The sequence below is a fragment of the Pseudomonas fluorescens genome, from assembly GCF_902497875.1.
Classification (GTDB): Bacteria; Pseudomonadota; Gammaproteobacteria; order Pseudomonadales; family Pseudomonadaceae; genus Aquipseudomonas; species Aquipseudomonas fluorescens_BR.
Map to the genome: position 1 here is coordinate 15,426 of NZ_CABVHY010000021.1, position 16,145 is coordinate 31,570.

The window sequence follows — 16,145 nt, forward strand, 5'->3', positions numbered from 1 at the left end:
CCGCACCGTCGCTCCTACAATTATCAGAACCCCACGCTGGCCTGCACAAAGAATGTCCGTGGCTGCCCGACGTAGATCCCCGAGTTGTTGTCGCTCGAGCGGGTGTAGTACTGGTGATCGAAGAGGTTTTTCACCCCGGCGCCGAGTTTCAGGTTCGACAACTGTGAGCCGAAGTCGTAACCGCCGCGAACGTTCCAGGTCACGTAACCCGGCATGTCACCGAACTGACCATCGGCGGTACCTTCGGTGATGTAGTTGCCACTGAAGCTGCCATCGGCGTTGATCCCGGTGCCCGGTGCATGCTGTTTGGACTGGGCGAACGCATCGAGGTTATAGGTCCAGCGATTGATGTCGTAACGCAGCCCCAGGGTAGCGACTTGCCGGGAATAGAACGGCAGATCACGGCCCTTGAAGCCGGGGATGTCACCTTCGTTGGTGGCGCGGGTGTAGGTGAACCCGGCGTTGGCGGTCAGGCCAGACAACCGTGGGTCGAGGGCGGCCAGGTCATAGCGCACCGATGCTTCCAGGCCCTGGTGCTTGGTGGCACCGAGGTTGGTCCAGCCGACATCGTTGCTGACGTATTGCAGCTCTTCGTCGAAGTCGATGTAGAACAGCGTGACCTCACCGCCCCACACCTCATCGTTGTAGCGGGTACCGATCTCGTAGGTCTTGGCTTTTTCCGGGTTCAGGCCGTTCGCGGTCTGGTCACCCACCCCGCCTTGACCGAGCTGGAAGTACTGCAGGCTACCGAACGAAGTCTCGTAGTTGGCGAAGAGTTTCCAGGCGTCGGACAGGTGATACATCACGCTCAGGGCCGGTAGCGGCTCGTTACTTTCGATGTCGCGACGTTTCTCCTGCACCGGCCGGCCATTGAGGCCCAGCACCGGTCGCTCGTGCCACTCGGTTTTAATGTTTTCGAAACGGATGCCCGGGGTAATGGTCCAGTTGCCGACATCGATCTTGTCGTCGATGTAAAACGCATTGGCTTCGGTGCCGCCGGTACGGTCCTGATAGACATGCCCGTCCGAGGTCGGGGTGACTACCGGCTCATTGTTCACCAGCGCCAGGCGGCTGGCCTCTTCGTGCATGCCTTCTTTCAAGTAGCGATAACCGACGCTGGCTTCCTGAGTGGTCGGCCCGACGTCGAACACATGGGACACCCGCGGCTCGATGCCGTAGGTGTAATAGGTGCGCGGATAGGAACTGAGGGTTTTCTGATCGCGGGCGGCGATGTTGCTGCCACGGAAGCTGTCGGAGTAATAAGTCAGCACTTCGAACTGGGTGCGGTCGTCGATTTGGCGCAGGTACTTGAAGGACACGTCCTTGCGCCGGCCGCTGAAGTTGTCCCAATCACGGTCGGACTGGAACGGATCAGCATCGAATTGCGCCTGGGTCAGGCCGCCGGGCATGTCGGCGCTGGCGTCGTAGTAATGGAAATTCAGCGAAAAATCGTCCTGATCGGTCGGTGCCCAGTGGGTCTTGAGGATCACGTCGTCGATGTCGTTGTCATTATTGCTTTTGCGGTAGCCGTCGCCATTCACACCCGAGTAGAGCAAGGCCACGCCCATGCCGTTATCCGCGGTGCCACCAAGGAACGCCGTGTCGATGTGCTTCCAGCCGCCGCGTTGCGAGGTTTCCAGGGTGCTGCCGACTTCACCGGAGAACTTCTCGGGGATTGCCCGGGTCACGAAGTTGATCACCCCGCCGACGTTCTGCGGTCCGTAACGCACGGAGCCGGCACCCCGGACCACGTCGATGCTGTCGAGGTTGCCGGAAGAAATCGGCGCCATGGACAACTGCGGTTGGCCGTAAGGAGCAAAGGCCGCCGGCACGCCGTCGATCAACACCGTGGAGCGCGGCGACAGGCGCGAAGTCAGCCCCCGCACGCCGACGTTCAGCGAAATGTCACTGCCGCCAGTGCCGTTGGCTTCTTGTACTTGCACGCCGGGAACCCGGCGCAGCACATCGCCGACGTTCATCGCGCCCTGCTCGACCATCGCTTCGCGGCGGATCACCGTCCGCGCGCCCGGGTGGTTTTGCACCACGGCGGCGTCGGCGTCGCCGAGCCAGTCACCGACCACCTTGATATCAGTCACGCCCAATTCCAGTGGGCCGGTTGGCGCAGCGGAAGCGGATGAGGGAGCCGGACTCAAGGTCACCGAGCCGGCATCGATCTGATAGTCCAGACCACTGCCTTCAAGCAATTGACGCAGCGCCTGTTCCGGCGACAGGTTGCCATCCACGGCCGGCGCCTGCTTGCCGGCCACCAATTCCGGGTTGAAGAATACTTGCAGCGACGTTTGCTGACCCAGTTGGCTCAGGGCTTCACCCAAGGGTTGAGCCTGGATGTGAATGTTGCCGGGCGCCTGCTCGGCATAAGCCAATGGCAGGCCTGCGCTGACCGCGAGGGCCAGCGCCAGTGGCAGCCAACGAAAAGAGCGCGTGGCGGTATTGTTGTTTTTAACGTCGAGGTTCTTCACGTCGAGCTTGTCCTGTTGATCACACATGTGTGCACCTGTTAATGCAAACCAGTTGCAGTTGGACAAGAAGACGAAGAACTCGAAAAAAACCTGAATCTATCGCGCAATTATTTCCTGACTGCCATCGTCAAGGGTTCGCACCGCCACCGGCAGAATGCTCGGCAAGGCCTTGAGCAGCGCATCGGTGTCGGCGGATTTGAACACGCTGGTCAGGCGCAGATTACCCACCGCAGGATTGGTTACACGCAGGGGTTTATCCCGATAACGCGATACTTCATGGGCCACTTCAGTCAGGCTGGCGTTGTTGAATACCAGCTTGCCGCTGCGCCAGGCCGTGAGTTCCTGAGGGTTGACGGCATAAGCCGCGGCCACCTGGCCCAGTGCATCGACTCGGGTGCCAAGGCCGGCGGTCAGGCTGACAAACTTGCCGTCGGCGGCCTCGCTGCCTTGCACCTTGACCGTCCCTGCTTCAACCACCACCCGGGTTTCGGCCTCATCGCGGCGCACGTCGAAGCGCGTCCCGGTCACTGTGACCTTGCCGGCCCCGGCGGCGACAATAAAGGGCCGACGACTGTCGTGCTCGACGCTGAACATCGCTTCGCCCTGGGTGAGTTCGATCCTGCGACGGTCCTGTTCATAGCGCACCTGAATTTGGCTGCGGCTGTTCAATTCGATCACCGAACCGTCCGGCAACGCCACCTGGCGACGCTCGCCGAGGGCCGTGGAGAATTCGGCGGTGTAGGCTGCCGGCTGGCTCAAACCGTTAAACAAGCCCAAGCCGAGGGACACTGCAAGCACACTGGCCGCCACCGCATAACGCATGATCGGGCGGCGTTTGGCTCGAGGTGGTGGGGTGTCACACAATGCCTGCAAACGCGCCCTGGGCAACAGGTCGGTAGCCGTCCAGAGTTTTTTCAGCAACAGGAATTCATCCCGATGCTGAGGATGCTCCTCCAGCCAGGCCCCGAAGCGCAGATGATCTTCGGCGCTCACCGGCTGATCCTGCAGGCGCACGAACCACTGCGCCGCTTCATCGCGAACCGTCATCGAACCGCACGCACAATCACCCGTCTCCATCATGGAATGTCCTGTTTGGCGGTGGGAGAAAAGTCACGGCAGATCATTGACTCAGTCCATCGAGACGGTCGCGCAGATGCCGCAGGGTGCGGATCATATACTTTTCCACCATGTTTTTAGACAGCCCCAGGCGTTCGGCGATCTCCGCCTGGGTCAGGCCTTCGATCTTCTGCCAGACAAACACCTTGCGGCAGTTGACGGGGAGCTCGGTGAGCGCCCGCTCGATGGAGTCAGCCAGCTGGATCGCGTGCATGAAATGCTCCGGATCGCCGCTGGGCGGCGAACTCTGATGAATCGCTTCCAGTTCCATGGCACCGCGGCGATCTTCACGCCGATAAGCATCCACCGCGATATTGCGCGCGGTTTGATGCAGGTATGCCCGTGGCTGCTCGACCGTCGCCGAATCGGACTCGAGCACCCGCACGAACGTGTCATGGGCCAGATCCTCGGCCTGCTGACGATTTCTCAGCCGACGCGTCCAGGTGCCGATCAACTCTTCGTAGTGCTCGAAAAAGCCTTGTCTGCGGGGCAGCTTGGGGGTCATTGCGGTGCGCTATGGAGGCGGGGCGCGAATAGTAATGCTTCCTATTAAGCCCGGCAATTCATTCAAGCCGCAAGTCGTTCCGCTCGTCGCGTTTTCTTCTTCCGCCCCTCGCTCTGGAATGATCCACACCTCAGGCGGGCCTATGCTTAATGAGTACCAAAGACGTTCACAGGCCAGTCCCGCCTGTGCCGGGAAGACCGCTGCAGAGCGTTGTCATCCCGGATTGTGCCCTCGAGGTGGACAGGCAACCCGGACATTTGCAATCCACCTCGAAGTGACCCAAGAGGAGAAAAAAATGTCCAACTCAGTGAAAAAAATGCCCATCAGCTCTGAAGAGAAAACCAGTCGGCAGCCGGGCACACTGGACCCAAGGCGAACCTTTGAGAAACTGCGGCAGCAAGTCGACCATCTGTTCGAAGATTTCGGTCGAGGCTCGGCGCTCTCTCCTTTCAGCCGCAGCGCTTTCGATCTCGAGCCGTTCTGGCGCAGGGAATTGATCGGTCACGGCATACCCGCGGTGGATATAGCCGAGAAAGAAAAAAGCTACGAAATCAGCGCCGAACTTCCCGGTCTGGATGAAAAAAACATCGAAATCAAGCTATCTGATAGCTCTTTGATTATCAGAGGCGAAAAGAAAGAAGACCGGGAAGAGAACCGCAAAGGCTATCACCTCTCCGAACGCCGTTATGGCTCATTCGAACGGGTCTTCAACTTGCCCAAGGGAGTCGATGCCGACAGGATCGAAGCGCATTTCAGCAAAGGCGTGCTGACGGTGTCGCTGCCGAAAAAACCCGAGGCCATGAAGGCGGAAAAAATCGTGCAGATCAAGGCCGACTGAAACCATGAGTGGCAGTGCCCCTTGTCGGGAGACCGGCAAGGGGCTTTTGCTTGACCGCAGCAACCTCCTCATTTCACCGCTGATCTACAGTGAATCTTGTAACCTTCTCTGGAGAAGACCCATGCGTGCCATGGTGTTACAAGCCCCTGGCGAGCCTCTGCAATTGCAGGATCGTCCGGTGCCGACCCCCGCCGCTCACCAACTGCTGATCAAGGTGCTTGCCTGTGGGGTCTGCCGTACCGATCTGCACCTGGTCGATGGCGAGCTGCCGCAAGCTATATTGCCGAGAGTTCCCGGCCATGAAATTGTCGGTCAGGTGATGGCCGTCGGCTCGCAGGTGGCGCCTTACTGGATCGGCAGGCGAGTCGGTGTTCCTTGGTTGGGCTGGGCCTGTGGGCACTGCGCTTTCTGCCTTGCAGGACGGGAGAACCTGTGTGATCAGGCACTATTCACCGGGTGCCAGCTTGATGGCGGTTATGCTGACTACACCTTGGCCGATGCACGTTTTTGCCTGTCAATTCCAGCCGCACTGGCGCCTGTCGAGGCTGCCCCGCTACTGTGTGCCGGGCTGATCGGTTATCGCGCCTTGCGGCTGGCGGGAGCGTCGCAACGACTGGGCCTCTATGGTTTTGGCGCCGCCGCTCATTTGCTCATACAACTCGCACTGGCGCGTGGTCAGCAGGTCTATGCCTTTACCCGCCCTGGCGATACTAAAGGCCAGGATTACGCAAAAAAACTCGGTGCAGCCTGGGCCGGCTCTTCAGAACAAATGCCACCGCAGCCGCTGGACGCCGCGCTGATCTTCGCCCCGGTCGGGGCCCTGATCCCACTGGCCCTGGCAGCCACGATCAAGGGCGGCTGTGTGATTTGCGCCGGTATCCATATGAGCGATATTCCGGCCTTCCCTTATCAGCTGTTGTGGGGCGAACGGATACTGCGTTCGGTGGCCAATCTGACCCGCGAGGACGGCAAGGCGTTCTTCGCCGAAATCAGTCATACCCCCGTTCGTTCCCAGGTCACTCGTTTTGCCCTGATCGACGCTAACTCCGCCCTGTCCTGCCTGCGACAAGGACAGGTCAAAGGCGCGATCGTGCTGACGCCATGAGCGCCAATGCCTGTTAACGCTGCTCTCCCCAATCCTGTACCTCCGGCAGACGGCTCGATAACGCGCGCCTGACAAGTGGCAGGAAAATCCACTTGCGACAAAATATTACAAACGTCATATTATACATGTAATATTTTCGTCCCACAGGTGCCCTGCCATGACCAGTTTCACTGCAGTTGAAGAACCCGGCGTCGCCGCCACACTGGCCCCACCGCGGCCGGCCTTGTTCAAACGTCTGCTGCTGATGCTGCTGGTGGCTGCTTCGCTGGTACTGATCGGGCTTTATGGTCTGCATTGGTGGACCAGCGGACGTTTTATCGAAGACACCGACGATGCCTATATTGGCGGCGATGTCACGGTGATCGGGCCAAAAGTACCCGGCTACATCGAGCAGGTGCTGGTGACCGACAATCAACCGGTGCATGCCGGTGACTTGCTGATTCGCCTCGACTCACGGGACTACCGCGCCAACCTGGCCAAGGCCGAGGGTGCAGTCGCCGCCGAAGAAGCCTTGCTGGCCAACCTGGATGCCACCGAACAACTGCAGCACGCGGTGATCGCTCAAGCCCGGGCCGGGATCGATGGGACCGCTGCGGAGATGTCCCGTGCGCGGGACGATAATGCGCGCTACAAGCGCCTGGTCGGCAGTTCCGCGGTGTCGGTGGAAAGCGCGCAGCGGGCCGACGCCACCTTCAAGACCGCGCAAGCCCTTGGTGCTCGGGCGCAGGCTGAACTGCTCGCCAGCCAGCGTCAGCTGATGGTCATCGCCACCCAGAAACAGCAGGCCAGAGCGGCCTTGATCCAGGCCCAGGCCGAGCGCGATATCGCTCGCTTGAACCTCGGCTACACCGAGTTGCGCGCGCCGATCGATGGGGTCATTGGTAACCGGCGCGCGCGGGTCGGTGCCTATGCTCAGGCCGGTTCGCAACTGCTCTCGGTGGTGCCGGCCAGCGGCCTGTGGGTCGATGCCAATTTCAAGGAAGATCAATTGGCGCACATGCTCCCGGGTCAGCGGGTCAGCATCCACGCCGATGTGCTGCCCGGGCGTGAATTCCATGGGCATCTGGACAGCCTGGCGCCAGCCACCGGCGCGCAGTTCAGCGTACTGCCGCCGGAAAACGCCACCGGCAACTTCACCAAAATTGTCCAACGGGTGCCGGTGCGCATTGCCCTCGACCCGGCCGATGCGGTGTTGGGGCAACTACGTCCGGGCCTCTCGGTGACGGCCTCGGTCGACACCAAAGCCGAGGATAAACAGTCCTCGCCTGCGCTGACCCAGGCCAGCGCACCATGAGTCGCGCCCTCATCGCCCCGGCCCAACCCTTCGATGCCGCTACCATGGCCACCGCGACCAAGGTGTTCGCCTTCGCCACCATGTGCATCGGCATGTTCATTGCGCTGCTGGATATCCAGATCGTCTCGGCCTCACTGCGGGACATCGGCGGCGGACTCTCGGCCGGCACCGACGAAACCGCCTGGGTGCAGACCAGCTATCTGATCGCCGAAATCATCGTCATCCCGCTCTCGGGCTGGCTGTCCCGGGTGTTTTCCACGCGCTGGCTGTTTTGCGCCTCGGCGGTCGGTTTCACCCTGGCCAGCCTGCTCTGCGGCGCGGCCTGGAACATCCAGAGCATGATCGCCTTCCGGGCGCTGCAAGGCTTTCTCGGCGGTTCGATGATTCCCCTGGTGTTCACCACTGCGTTCTTTTTCTTTGCCGGCAAGCAACGGGTGATCGCCGCCGCCACCATCGGCGCCGTCGCTTCGCTGGCACCGACCCTGGGCCCGGTGATCGGCGGCTGGATCACCGACATCTCGTCCTGGCACTGGCTGTTCTACATCAATCTGGTGCCGGGGATTTTCGTCGCGGTGGCGGTGCCGATGCTGGTGAAAATCGACCAGCCGGAACTGTCACTGCTCAAGGGCGCCGACTACTTGAGCATGCTGTTCATGGCGCTGTTTCTCGGCTGCCTGCAATACACCCTCGAAGAAGGCCCGCGCTGGAACTGGTTCAGCGACAGCACCATCCTCACCACCGCATGGATCTCCGGACTGGCCGGCCTGGCCTTTATCGGCCGCACGTTGCATGTGGCCAATCCGCTCGTCGATTTGCGCGCCTTGAAAGATCGCAACTTTGCCTTGGGCTGTTTTTTTTCCTTCATCACCGGCATCGGCCTGTTTGCGACCATTTACCTGACGCCGCTGTTTCTCGGACGGGTGCGCGGCTACAGCGCGCTGGACATCGGGCTGGCGGTGTTTTCTACCGGGGTGTTCCAGATCCTGGCGATTCCGCTCTATGCGTTTCTGGCCAATCGCATCGACCTGCGCTGGATCATGATGACCGGGCTTGGGTTATTCGCCCTGTCGATGTGGGATTTCAGCCCGATTACCCACGATTGGGGGGCCAGGGAGTTGATGCTGCCACAAGCCTTGCGCGGTATCGCCCAGCAATTGGCCGTACCGCCGGCCGTGACCCTGACCCTCGGTGGGCTGGCCCCCTCGCGGTTGAAACATGCTTCGGGGCTGTTCAATCTGATGCGCAACCTCGGTGGTGCGATCGGTATCGCCGCCTGCGCGACCATCCTCAATGACCGCACCAATCTGCATTTCACCCGGCTGGCGGAGCACCTCAATAGCAGTAACGAAGCCTTGAACCACTGGCTGACGCAGGTGGGCAGCAACTTTGCCACCCTTGGCCTGACCGGCGACCAAGGCGTCACCGCCAGCCTGCATCAGTTGTGGCTGCTGACCTTCCGCGAAGCCCAGACGCAAACCTATGGCGATGCATTTCTGATGATCATGGTCTGCTTCATCATCGCCACAGCGATGGTGCCCTTGATGCGTAAGGTGCAACCACCGGCCGCGCCGTCAGCAGACGCTCATTGATCGTGACTCAGGCCTGCGGCATTTTGCGAAAGCCCACCGCCAGGCGATTCCAGGCGTTGATGGTGGTGATCGCCACCGTCAGGTCGACCATTTCCTTGGCATCGAACTCGGCGCTCAACTGTGCGTAATCTTCATCCGGTGCGTGAGTTTCGCTGAGCAGCGTCAGGGATTCGGTCCAGGCCAGGGCCGCACGTTCACGTGGAGTGAAGAAGGGTGTTTCACGCCAGACCGACACCGCATACAGCCGGCGTTCGGTTTCACCGCCCTTGCGGGCGTCAGCGGTATGCATGTCGACGCAGAAGGCGCAGCCGTTGATTTGCGAAGCGCGCAACTTGACCAGTTCGATCAGCGTTTTTTCCAGCGGCAGTTTCGTCACCGCGGTTTCCAGCGCGATCATGGCTTTGAGGGCGTCCGGCGAGGCGGCGTAGAAATCGATACGAGGTTGCATGATGTGCTCCATAACAAGTGGGTGTGCAGCTACGGTAGCCCCGCCTGTGGTTGGCACAAATAGCCAATTATTGGGAAGTTGAGGATGCCAATCGGCGGTGAATACTCGCCGACTGCCACCAGAAAACACCACACACCCCCTAAGTCCTGCTGCGCAACCACTGCAAAAAGCCCTTCTTCTCCACCGCTTTCGGCACTTCCCGGGTCAAGGTTTGCGCGGTATGCAGACGGTAATCCAACAGGTTTTTCATCGCATCACCGATGTCGCGACGGGCATCCAGGCAGGGTGTGAGGTATTCCTTTTCGATGCGATACAAGGTGCAAAAGGTCTTGGCCGAGAAGTCCGCGGGCACCGCCCCGCCTTCGAGGATCCCGGCCTCGCCGATCACTTCTCCGGGGCCCATGCGCCCGGCCTCGAATTTACTGCCGCCGCGGCTGAGCGCCACCGATACCACTCCGGATTCGATAATGAACAGATGATCGCTGACTTCGCCGCTGGGCAGGATCATCTCGCCGGCGCGGAAGGTTTGCAGCTTCATGTTCTGGCTGAAGGTGTCTTTCTCCTCCTGGCGCAGGGTCGAGAAGATATTCGAGCTTTCCAGCAACGCCCGGGGCCGGGAAAAGTTGGCCGGCGCAGCGTTCTCTACCGTCGACAGCACGCTCACGCCCGAGGCCTTCAGGTGCCGGAAGGCCAGATCGAACAGCTGATTGCGCACTTCGCGCTTCTGGCCCATGGACGAGACAAATCCGCTGATTTCGTATTCCACCCCGCCACTGCCGAAGCTTTTCAGCGTCACATTCGGTGCGGGTTGGCCAAGCAGTTGCCGACAGCCCTGCATGGCCCGCTCCAGCGCTTCGATCACCGTTTGCGGGCGGGCATGAGGGCTGATCTGCAGGCTGACGGACAAGCCGTGCATGTCGCTGGGCCGGCTGAAGTTGATGATCTTGGCCTTGGCCGCCAGGGAATTGGGGATCACTGCCATGCTGCCTTGGGCGGTTTGCAGGCGAGTCGCCCGCCAGTCGATATCGGTCACCCGACCTTCGGTGCCGTCGATGGAGATCCAGTCATCCAGTTGATAAGGTTTGGTGGTATTCAGGACGATGCCGGAAAACACATCGCTGAGGGTACTTTGCAACGCCAGACCGACAATGATCGCCACGGCACCGGAAGTCGCCAGCACACCCTTGACCGGTAAATCCAGCACGTAGGCCAGTGCGGCGATGATCGCGATCAGGAAAATCACCGCGCCGAGCAAATCCTGCAACAGCCGCCCAGTGTGGCCGACCCGCTGCATCATCAAAACGCCGCTCAACACCGTCAGGGTCCGCGCGCAGAACAGCCACCAAGCGATCTGCAAGCCAGTGGCGGCCAGGTGCAAGGGCACATTCTCCGGCCAGGGCGGCGGTTGCATCGGGTTCATGCCTTCGTTGAACAGCAGCACGCTGAACAGCGAGAAAATCACCAGGCGCACCGCCAGTCTCCAGTTGCTGCCACTGGCCGAGATCAGCCGCCACAACAGCAGGTCGATAAGGATCAAGGCCAGAGCGCAAAGCAGCGGGTGATCAGTGAGAAGAGACGGCATCAAACAACTCCAGCGAAGGCCAATGGCGCGAAGATCGCACAAATTACCCATGTGGAGTTATAGCTTTAAAAAGCCAGACAGGGGCTTCTGAAGAAGCCCCTGTCTGTTGTTGAACCGCTCGGGTGTACACGCACCTGTAGGAGCTGCCGAAGGCTGCGATCTTTTGATCTTCCACCGATTCAGCTGATCGCGAAAAGATCGCAGATTACACCAGCGCCTACCCAAGGCAGGTTTATTTGCTGCTGCTGAGGGTGTTGTAACTGGTCATCAGGTTGCGGTAGTCGGGTATATGGTTGGAGAACAAAGTGCCCAGCCCTTCCACATCGTTGCGCCAGTCGCGGTGCAACTCGCAGGCCAGGCCGAACCAGGTCATCAGCTGTGCGCCAGATGCCGACATGCGGTCCCAGGCCGATTGGCGGGTGAGTTCGTTGAAGGTGCCAGACGCATCGGTCACCACGAACACTTCAAAGCCTTCCGCCAGTGCCGACAGCGCCGGGAATGCCACGCAGACCTCGGTCACCACGCCAGCGATGATCAGTTGCTTCTTGCCGGTGGCCTTGATTGCCTTGACGAAGTCTTCGTTGTCCCAGGCGTTGATCTGCCCCGGCCGGGCAATGTACGGCGCATCCGGGAACAGTGCCTTCAACTCCGGCACCAGCGGGCCGTTGGGGCCGGTCTCGAAACTGGTGGTGAGGATGGTTGGCAGCTTGAAGTACTTGGCCAGATCGGCCAGGGCCAGCACGTTGTTCTTGAACCGGTCCGGTTCGATGTCGCGCACCAGCGATAGCAGGCCTGCCTGATGATCGACCAGCAGCACCGCGGCGTTGTCTTTATCCAGACGTTTGTAAGAGGTAGCCATTGTAGTAGTCCTCGCTTCTTATCGATGCCGAGTGAAATTCGGCGTGGGGGTACTCGATTAGCGCTGGGAGTCCAGCACTTCGTGTTCGTTCGCCACTTGCTGAGCCTTGAGATAGCTCTCGATCAGCAATTGATAATGGGGCATGGCCTGGGCGTAAACAGCAGCCCACTGCTCGGCGTCAGGACGGTTCCACGACCCTTGCAGCTCAGATAGCGTAGCCATGATGTCGATCGGCACCACCCCGGCCTGGGCCAAACGGGCAATCGTCAGATCAGTGGCAAGTTTCGAATGGTTGCCGGAGGCGTCGACCACGGCAAAGACCTTGTAGCCTTCATGCACCGCGGCAATCGACGGAAAGGCCAGGCAGACACTGGTCAGGGTGCCGGCGATGACCAGGGTTTTCTTGCCGGTGGCTTTCACCGCGGCGTGAAACTCAGGGTTGTCCCAGGCGTTGATTTCACCTTTGCGGGCCACGTATTGCGCGTGCGGCGCCTCCTGATGAATTTCCGGAATCAACGGCCCGTTCGGTCCTTGTGGCACCGAGGCGGTGGTGATCACCGGCATCTTCAGCAAGGTCGCGGCTTTGGCCAGGGCAATGGCATTGGCGCGCAGTTGCGGCACGTCGATATCCTTGACGATCTGGAACAGCCCGCTCTGGTGGTCAATCAACAGCAGTGCGCTGTCGTTGGGGTCGATGATTGGTTTCAGGCCATTGAAGTTGGCCGCATTGGTAGTGCTCATGAGCGTTTCCTCTTTATGTTGGGCAACAGCCATCCCTGGCCTGTAACCGACCTACGCATCCTGGGTAGAACGGAGTGTTTTATCAGCCGCGCATCTGACCGAACTGGCCGGACTGGAAGTCGGCGAATGCCTGATGGATTTCCTGCTCGGTGTTCATTACGAACGGGCCATGGCCGACGATGGGCTCGTCGATCGGTTCGCCACTGAGCAGTAGCACCACTGCATCGTTATTAGCCTCCAGGCTGAGCTGATCGCCGTTGCGTTCGAACAAGGCCAGCTGTCCTTCGCGAACGCTTTCCAGGCCGTTGACCTGAACCGTGCCGCGCAGCACCACCAGCGCCGTGTTACGACCTTCGTGCAGGTCCAGGGTCAGCGCCTTGCCGGCGTTCAAGCGAATGTCCCAGACATCGATCGGGGTGAACGTGCGCGCCGGTCCGGTATGACCGTCGAATTCACCGGCGATCAGCCTCAGGCTGCCGGCCTGGTCCTTGAGCGGCAGGTTCGGGATATCGCCATCGAGGATGGTCTGGTAACCGGCATCGGCCATCTTGTCCCGGGCCGGCAGGTTGACCCACAGCTGGACCATTTCCAGGGTGCCACCGCTGCGGGCGAACGCTTCAGAATGGAACTCCTCATGCAGGATCCCGGAGGCAGCAGTCATCCACTGCACGTCGCCGGGGCCGATCTTGCCACCGCTGCCGGTGGAATCACGGTGTTCCAGTTCGCCTTTGTAAACGATAGTCACGGTTTCAAAACCACGGTGCGGATGCTGACCAACGCCACGTCGTTGCGTCGTTGGGGTGAACTCGGCAGGGCCGGCGTGATCGAGCAGCAGGAACGGGCTGATGTGTTTGCCCAGGCTGTCGTAGGAAAACAGCGTACGAACCGGGAAACCGTCGCCCACCCAATGGGCCTTTGGGCTGGTGTAGATACCGATGATGTTCTTCATGGTGGGCCTCCGAAAGTGGTTGAGTGAAACCATGGACACACCTTAAATCCGATACCTTTGATGCGGTAGACTGCAAAAATCACTCTTAGCGTTCTATTTGGAGAACGATAGTGGAAGACCTGAACACCCTCTACTACTTCACTCAAGTGGTGGAACACGGTGGTTTCGCCGCCGCCGGGCGTGCGCTGGACATGCCCAAGTCGAAACTCAGCCGGCGTATTTCGCAGCTCGAAGAGCGCCTCGGCGTGCGGCTGATTCATCGCACCAGCCGGCATTGTTCGCTGACCGAAATCGGTCAGGAGTACTACCAACGTTGCCTGGCCATGCGGGTCGAAGCCGAAAGCGCGGCGGAAGTCATCGAGCGCAACCGCTCCGAGCCTCAGGGGCTGGTGCGCATCAGTTGCCCGACGGCGCTGCTCAATTCCTGGGTCGGGCCGATGCTGACCCGCTACATGCTCAAGTACCCGCGGGTGGAGCTGTTTATCGAGAGTACCAACCGCCGGGTCGACCTGATTCACGAAGGCTTCGATATCGCCCTGCGCGTGCGTTTCCCACCACTGGAAAGCAGCGACCTGGTGATGAAAGTGCTGGGCAACAGCACCCAATGCCTGGTGGGTAGCCCGGACTTCCTGACGCGCCTGTCGTCACCCGCCTCTCCTGCCGACCTCAGCGGCCTGCCAAGCCTGCACTGGGGTGCGGCGCAACGCGAATACCACTGGGAACTGTTCGGCCCGGAGGGGGCCAGCGCGGTGATCCGCCATCACCCGCGGATGGTCACCGATGACCTGATCGCTCTGCGTCACGCGGTGCTGGCCGGTATCGGCATCGCCCACCTGCCCGGCGTGGTGGTGCGCGAGGACCTGGCCGCTGGCAGGCTGGTCCAGTTGGTACCGGGCTGGACGCCAAAATCCGGGATTATTCATGCGATCTTCCCCTCCCGACGTGGTTTGCTGCCTTCGGTGCGGACCTTGATCGACTTCCTGGGGGAGGAATTCAGCCAAAGCGACATTGCCTGAGTCGCTGGTGAAGCGGTCGAATTGTCCGATTTGTGGCGTATTTGTCACTGGCTCAGATTATATTTCAATCATAATATTCATCTCGTACTCTTCACTGAACCGCAGAGGAATTCCCCATGCAAAGCCCCTCCCGCGAAGCAACCCTGGCCCAGTGGATCGCTCAGGAACAGACCATGCGCGCCCGTCTGGCCGGGCCCGGCAGTCTGTCCATGGCCGAAGTCAGTGCGTTGTCGCCAACGGAGTTTTTCGAGGGGATCGGTAACGGCGAACTGCCCTCGCCGCCCATTGGCACGTTGCTGGACTTCATCCCTATCGAGTGGTCCGCCGGGCTGTTCATTTTTCAGGGTACGCCCGACTCACGGCACTACAACCCGCTGGGCAGCGTACATGGCGGCTATGCCGCGACCTTGCTGGATTCCTGCATGGGCTGCGCGATCCACACCCAACTGAAAAAGGGTCAGGGCTATACCACCCTGGACCTGCGCATCAGTTATGTCCGCGCCCTTACAGGCAGCAGCGGGCCGGTACGCGCCGAGGGCAAGATCGTCCATCTGGGGCGTTCGACGGCATTGGCCGAGGGGCGGATTTATGATGTGGATGGCCGGCTGTATGCGACCGGGTCGACGACTTGCATGATTCTTGAGGATCGGGGGTAAGGCGAGCAAGCTTGGTCTTGCGGGGACGCTCTTTGGGGCCGGATTCATGACTTGCGGTAAACATTGCTTTGTCGTTCCAGCGGTTTTTCTCATAGGCACGAATGGGGATACTCGTGGCCATCCCCACTGCAACCCCTGGAGTCATGCATGTCTATTCCCGCGTTCGGCCTTGGCACTTTTCGTCTGCAGGGCCAGGTGCTCATCGACTCGGTGAGCAACGGCCTTGAACTGGGCTATCGAGTGATCGACACCGCGCAGATCTACGAGAACGAAGCCGAGGTCGGCCAGGCCATCGCCAACAGTGGCATCCCTCGCGAAGAGCTATTCATCACCAGCAAGATTTGGGTCGCCAACTTCGCCAAAGACAAGCTGATCGATAGCCTCAAGCAAAGCCTGCAAAAACTCCAGACCGATTACCTGGACCTGACCCTGATTCACTGGCCATCACCGGAAGACCAGGTACCGGTTGCCGAATTCATGGGCGCGCTACTCGAAGCCAAACAACAAGGCCTGACGCGGCAGATCGGTATTTCCAACTTCACCGTCGACCTGATGAAGCAAGCCATCGCAGCCGTCGGTGCCGAGAACATCGCCACCCACCAGATCGAACTGCATCCCTACCTGCAAAACCGTACCGTTGTCGAGTTCGCGCAAAGCCAGGGCATCCACGTCACTTCGTACATGACCCTGGCCTATGGCGAAGTGTTGAAGGACCCGCTGATCCAGCAGATCGCCGATCGACTTCAGGCCACTGCGGCGCAAGTCACACTGGCCTGGGCCATGCAGTCGGGTTACGCGGTGATCCCCTCCTCCACCAAACGTGCCAACCTTGCGAGTAACCTCAAGGCCTGTGCCCTGACCTTGAGTGCCGCCGACATGGCGCTAATTACCACCCTTGAACGTGGCCAGCGTCTGACCAGCCCCAAAGGCATCGCGCCAATCTGGGATTGAACCACCCAGCCGTCGC

The 16,145-nt window shown here is 60.3% G+C and carries 15 protein-coding genes; 7 read left to right on the top strand and 8 right to left on the bottom strand.

Annotated features, from left to right (window positions below; genetic code table 11):
* Nucleotides 1–23 precede the first annotated feature (23 nt).
* The 3 genes from F8N85_RS20640 to F8N85_RS20650 all read right to left on the bottom strand — a co-directional run bounded on the left by F8N85_RS20640 (nucleotide 24) and on the right by F8N85_RS20650 (nucleotide 4,101).
* On the bottom strand, nucleotides 24–2,480 hold the full coding sequence (locus F8N85_RS20640) for a TonB-dependent receptor (RefSeq protein ID WP_150805444.1): 2,457 nt from the start codon (nucleotides 2,478–2,480) through the stop codon (nucleotides 24–26).
* A 96-nt stretch (nucleotides 2,481–2,576) separates the two neighbouring features.
* Nucleotides 2,577–3,560: a FecR family protein gene (locus F8N85_RS20645; RefSeq protein WP_150805374.1), complete on the bottom strand. Its 984-nt coding sequence runs from the start codon at nucleotides 3,558–3,560 to the stop codon at nucleotides 2,577–2,579.
* Between the two features lie 40 nt (nucleotides 3,561–3,600).
* Nucleotides 3,601–4,101, bottom strand: a complete 501-nt coding sequence (locus F8N85_RS20650; RefSeq protein ID WP_150805375.1) for a sigma-70 family RNA polymerase sigma factor — start codon at nucleotides 4,099–4,101, stop codon at nucleotides 3,601–3,603.
* A 295-nt stretch (nucleotides 4,102–4,396) separates the two neighbouring features.
* Between F8N85_RS20650 and F8N85_RS20655 the strand changes: the two genes are divergently transcribed.
* From F8N85_RS20655 to F8N85_RS20670, 4 genes are all read left to right on the top strand, one after another.
* Nucleotides 4,397–4,939 carry an Hsp20/alpha crystallin family protein gene (locus F8N85_RS20655; protein WP_150805445.1) on the top strand — a complete coding sequence of 181 codons (543 nt, stop codon included), beginning with the start codon at nucleotides 4,397–4,399 and terminating at the stop codon, nucleotides 4,937–4,939.
* Nucleotides 4,940–5,060: 121 nt separating this feature from the next.
* Entirely contained in the window at nucleotides 5,061–6,044 is a 984-nt protein-coding gene (locus tag F8N85_RS20660) for a zinc-dependent alcohol dehydrogenase family protein (RefSeq protein ID WP_150805376.1), read from the top strand.
* A 157-nt stretch (nucleotides 6,045–6,201) separates the two neighbouring features.
* Nucleotides 6,202–7,338: an HlyD family secretion protein gene (locus F8N85_RS20665; RefSeq protein ID WP_150805377.1), complete on the top strand. Its 1,137-nt coding sequence runs from the start codon at nucleotides 6,202–6,204 to the stop codon at nucleotides 7,336–7,338.
* Entirely contained in the window at nucleotides 7,335–8,927 is a 1,593-nt protein-coding gene (locus F8N85_RS20670) for a DHA2 family efflux MFS transporter permease subunit (protein WP_150805378.1), read from the top strand. The genes F8N85_RS20665 and F8N85_RS20670 overlap by 4 nt, the downstream gene beginning before the upstream one ends.
* Nucleotides 8,928–8,934: 7 nt before the next feature.
* Here the strand turns inward: F8N85_RS20670 and F8N85_RS20675 are convergent, their stop codons facing one another.
* The 5 genes from F8N85_RS20675 to F8N85_RS20695 form a co-directional block, all read right to left on the bottom strand.
* Complete coding sequence (locus tag F8N85_RS20675) at nucleotides 8,935–9,375, bottom strand: carboxymuconolactone decarboxylase family protein (RefSeq protein WP_150805379.1); 441 nt, start codon at nucleotides 9,373–9,375, stop codon at nucleotides 8,935–8,937.
* A gap of 139 nt (nucleotides 9,376–9,514) precedes the next feature.
* Nucleotides 9,515–10,957: a mechanosensitive ion channel family protein gene (locus F8N85_RS20680; RefSeq protein ID WP_150805380.1), complete on the bottom strand. Its 1,443-nt coding sequence runs from the start codon at nucleotides 10,955–10,957 to the stop codon at nucleotides 9,515–9,517.
* 232 nt (nucleotides 10,958–11,189) lie between these two features.
* A complete protein-coding gene (gene ycaC, locus F8N85_RS20685) occupies nucleotides 11,190–11,816 on the bottom strand; it encodes an isochorismate family cysteine hydrolase YcaC (RefSeq protein ID WP_150805381.1) in 627 nt (208 codons plus the stop codon).
* Between the two features lie 57 nt (nucleotides 11,817–11,873).
* Nucleotides 11,874–12,557, bottom strand: coding sequence for an isochorismatase family protein (locus tag F8N85_RS20690; protein WP_150805382.1), 684 nt, complete (start codon nucleotides 12,555–12,557; stop codon nucleotides 11,874–11,876).
* 82 nt (nucleotides 12,558–12,639) lie between these two features.
* Nucleotides 12,640–13,506: a pirin family protein gene (locus tag F8N85_RS20695; protein ID WP_150805383.1), complete on the bottom strand. Its 867-nt coding sequence runs from the start codon at nucleotides 13,504–13,506 to the stop codon at nucleotides 12,640–12,642.
* A gap of 107 nt (nucleotides 13,507–13,613) precedes the next feature.
* Here F8N85_RS20695 and F8N85_RS20700 point away from each other — a divergent pair, with 107 nt between their 5' ends.
* From F8N85_RS20700 to dkgB, 3 genes are all read left to right on the top strand, one after another.
* Nucleotides 13,614–14,522, top strand: coding sequence for a LysR family transcriptional regulator (locus F8N85_RS20700; RefSeq protein WP_150805384.1), 909 nt, complete (start codon nucleotides 13,614–13,616; stop codon nucleotides 14,520–14,522).
* 116 nt (nucleotides 14,523–14,638) lie between these two features.
* On the top strand, nucleotides 14,639–15,178 hold the full coding sequence (locus F8N85_RS20705; RefSeq protein ID WP_150805385.1) for a PaaI family thioesterase: 540 nt from the start codon (nucleotides 14,639–14,641) through the stop codon (nucleotides 15,176–15,178).
* A gap of 147 nt (nucleotides 15,179–15,325) precedes the next feature.
* On the top strand, nucleotides 15,326–16,129 hold the full coding sequence (gene dkgB / locus F8N85_RS20710; RefSeq protein ID WP_150805386.1) for a 2,5-didehydrogluconate reductase DkgB: 804 nt from the start codon (nucleotides 15,326–15,328) through the stop codon (nucleotides 16,127–16,129).
* The last annotated feature ends 16 nt before the right edge of the window (nucleotides 16,130–16,145 follow it).

Excerpts from the sequence above, each read along its gene's own strand:
- ycaC (WP_150805381.1), bottom strand. The coding sequence starts at position 11,816 with ATGGCTACCTCTTACAAACGTCTGGATAAAGACAACGCCGCGGTGCTG.
- F8N85_RS20655 (WP_150805445.1), top strand. The coding sequence starts at position 4,397 with ATGTCCAACTCAGTGAAAAAAATGCCCATCAGCTCTGAAGAGAAAACC.
- F8N85_RS20665 (WP_150805377.1), top strand. The coding sequence starts at position 6,202 with ATGACCAGTTTCACTGCAGTTGAAGAACCCGGCGTCGCCGCCACACTG.
- F8N85_RS20680 (WP_150805380.1), bottom strand. The coding sequence starts at position 10,957 with ATGCCGTCTCTTCTCACTGATCACCCGCTGCTTTGCGCTCTGGCCTTG.
- F8N85_RS20660 (WP_150805376.1), top strand. The coding sequence starts at position 5,061 with ATGCGTGCCATGGTGTTACAAGCCCCTGGCGAGCCTCTGCAATTGCAG.
- F8N85_RS20645 (WP_150805374.1), bottom strand. The coding sequence starts at position 3,560 with ATGATGGAGACGGGTGATTGTGCGTGCGGTTCGATGACGGTTCGCGAT.
- F8N85_RS20695 (WP_150805383.1), bottom strand. The coding sequence starts at position 13,506 with ATGAAGAACATCATCGGTATCTACACCAGCCCAAAGGCCCATTGGGTG.
- F8N85_RS20690 (WP_150805382.1), bottom strand. The coding sequence starts at position 12,557 with ATGAGCACTACCAATGCGGCCAACTTCAATGGCCTGAAACCAATCATC.
- F8N85_RS20650 (WP_150805375.1), bottom strand. The coding sequence starts at position 4,101 with ATGACCCCCAAGCTGCCCCGCAGACAAGGCTTTTTCGAGCACTACGAA.
- dkgB (WP_150805386.1), top strand. The coding sequence starts at position 15,326 with ATGTCTATTCCCGCGTTCGGCCTTGGCACTTTTCGTCTGCAGGGCCAG.
- F8N85_RS20675 (WP_150805379.1), bottom strand. The coding sequence starts at position 9,375 with ATGCAACCTCGTATCGATTTCTACGCCGCCTCGCCGGACGCCCTCAAA.
- F8N85_RS20705 (WP_150805385.1), top strand. The coding sequence starts at position 14,639 with ATGCAAAGCCCCTCCCGCGAAGCAACCCTGGCCCAGTGGATCGCTCAG.
- F8N85_RS20670 (WP_150805378.1), top strand. The coding sequence starts at position 7,335 with ATGAGTCGCGCCCTCATCGCCCCGGCCCAACCCTTCGATGCCGCTACC.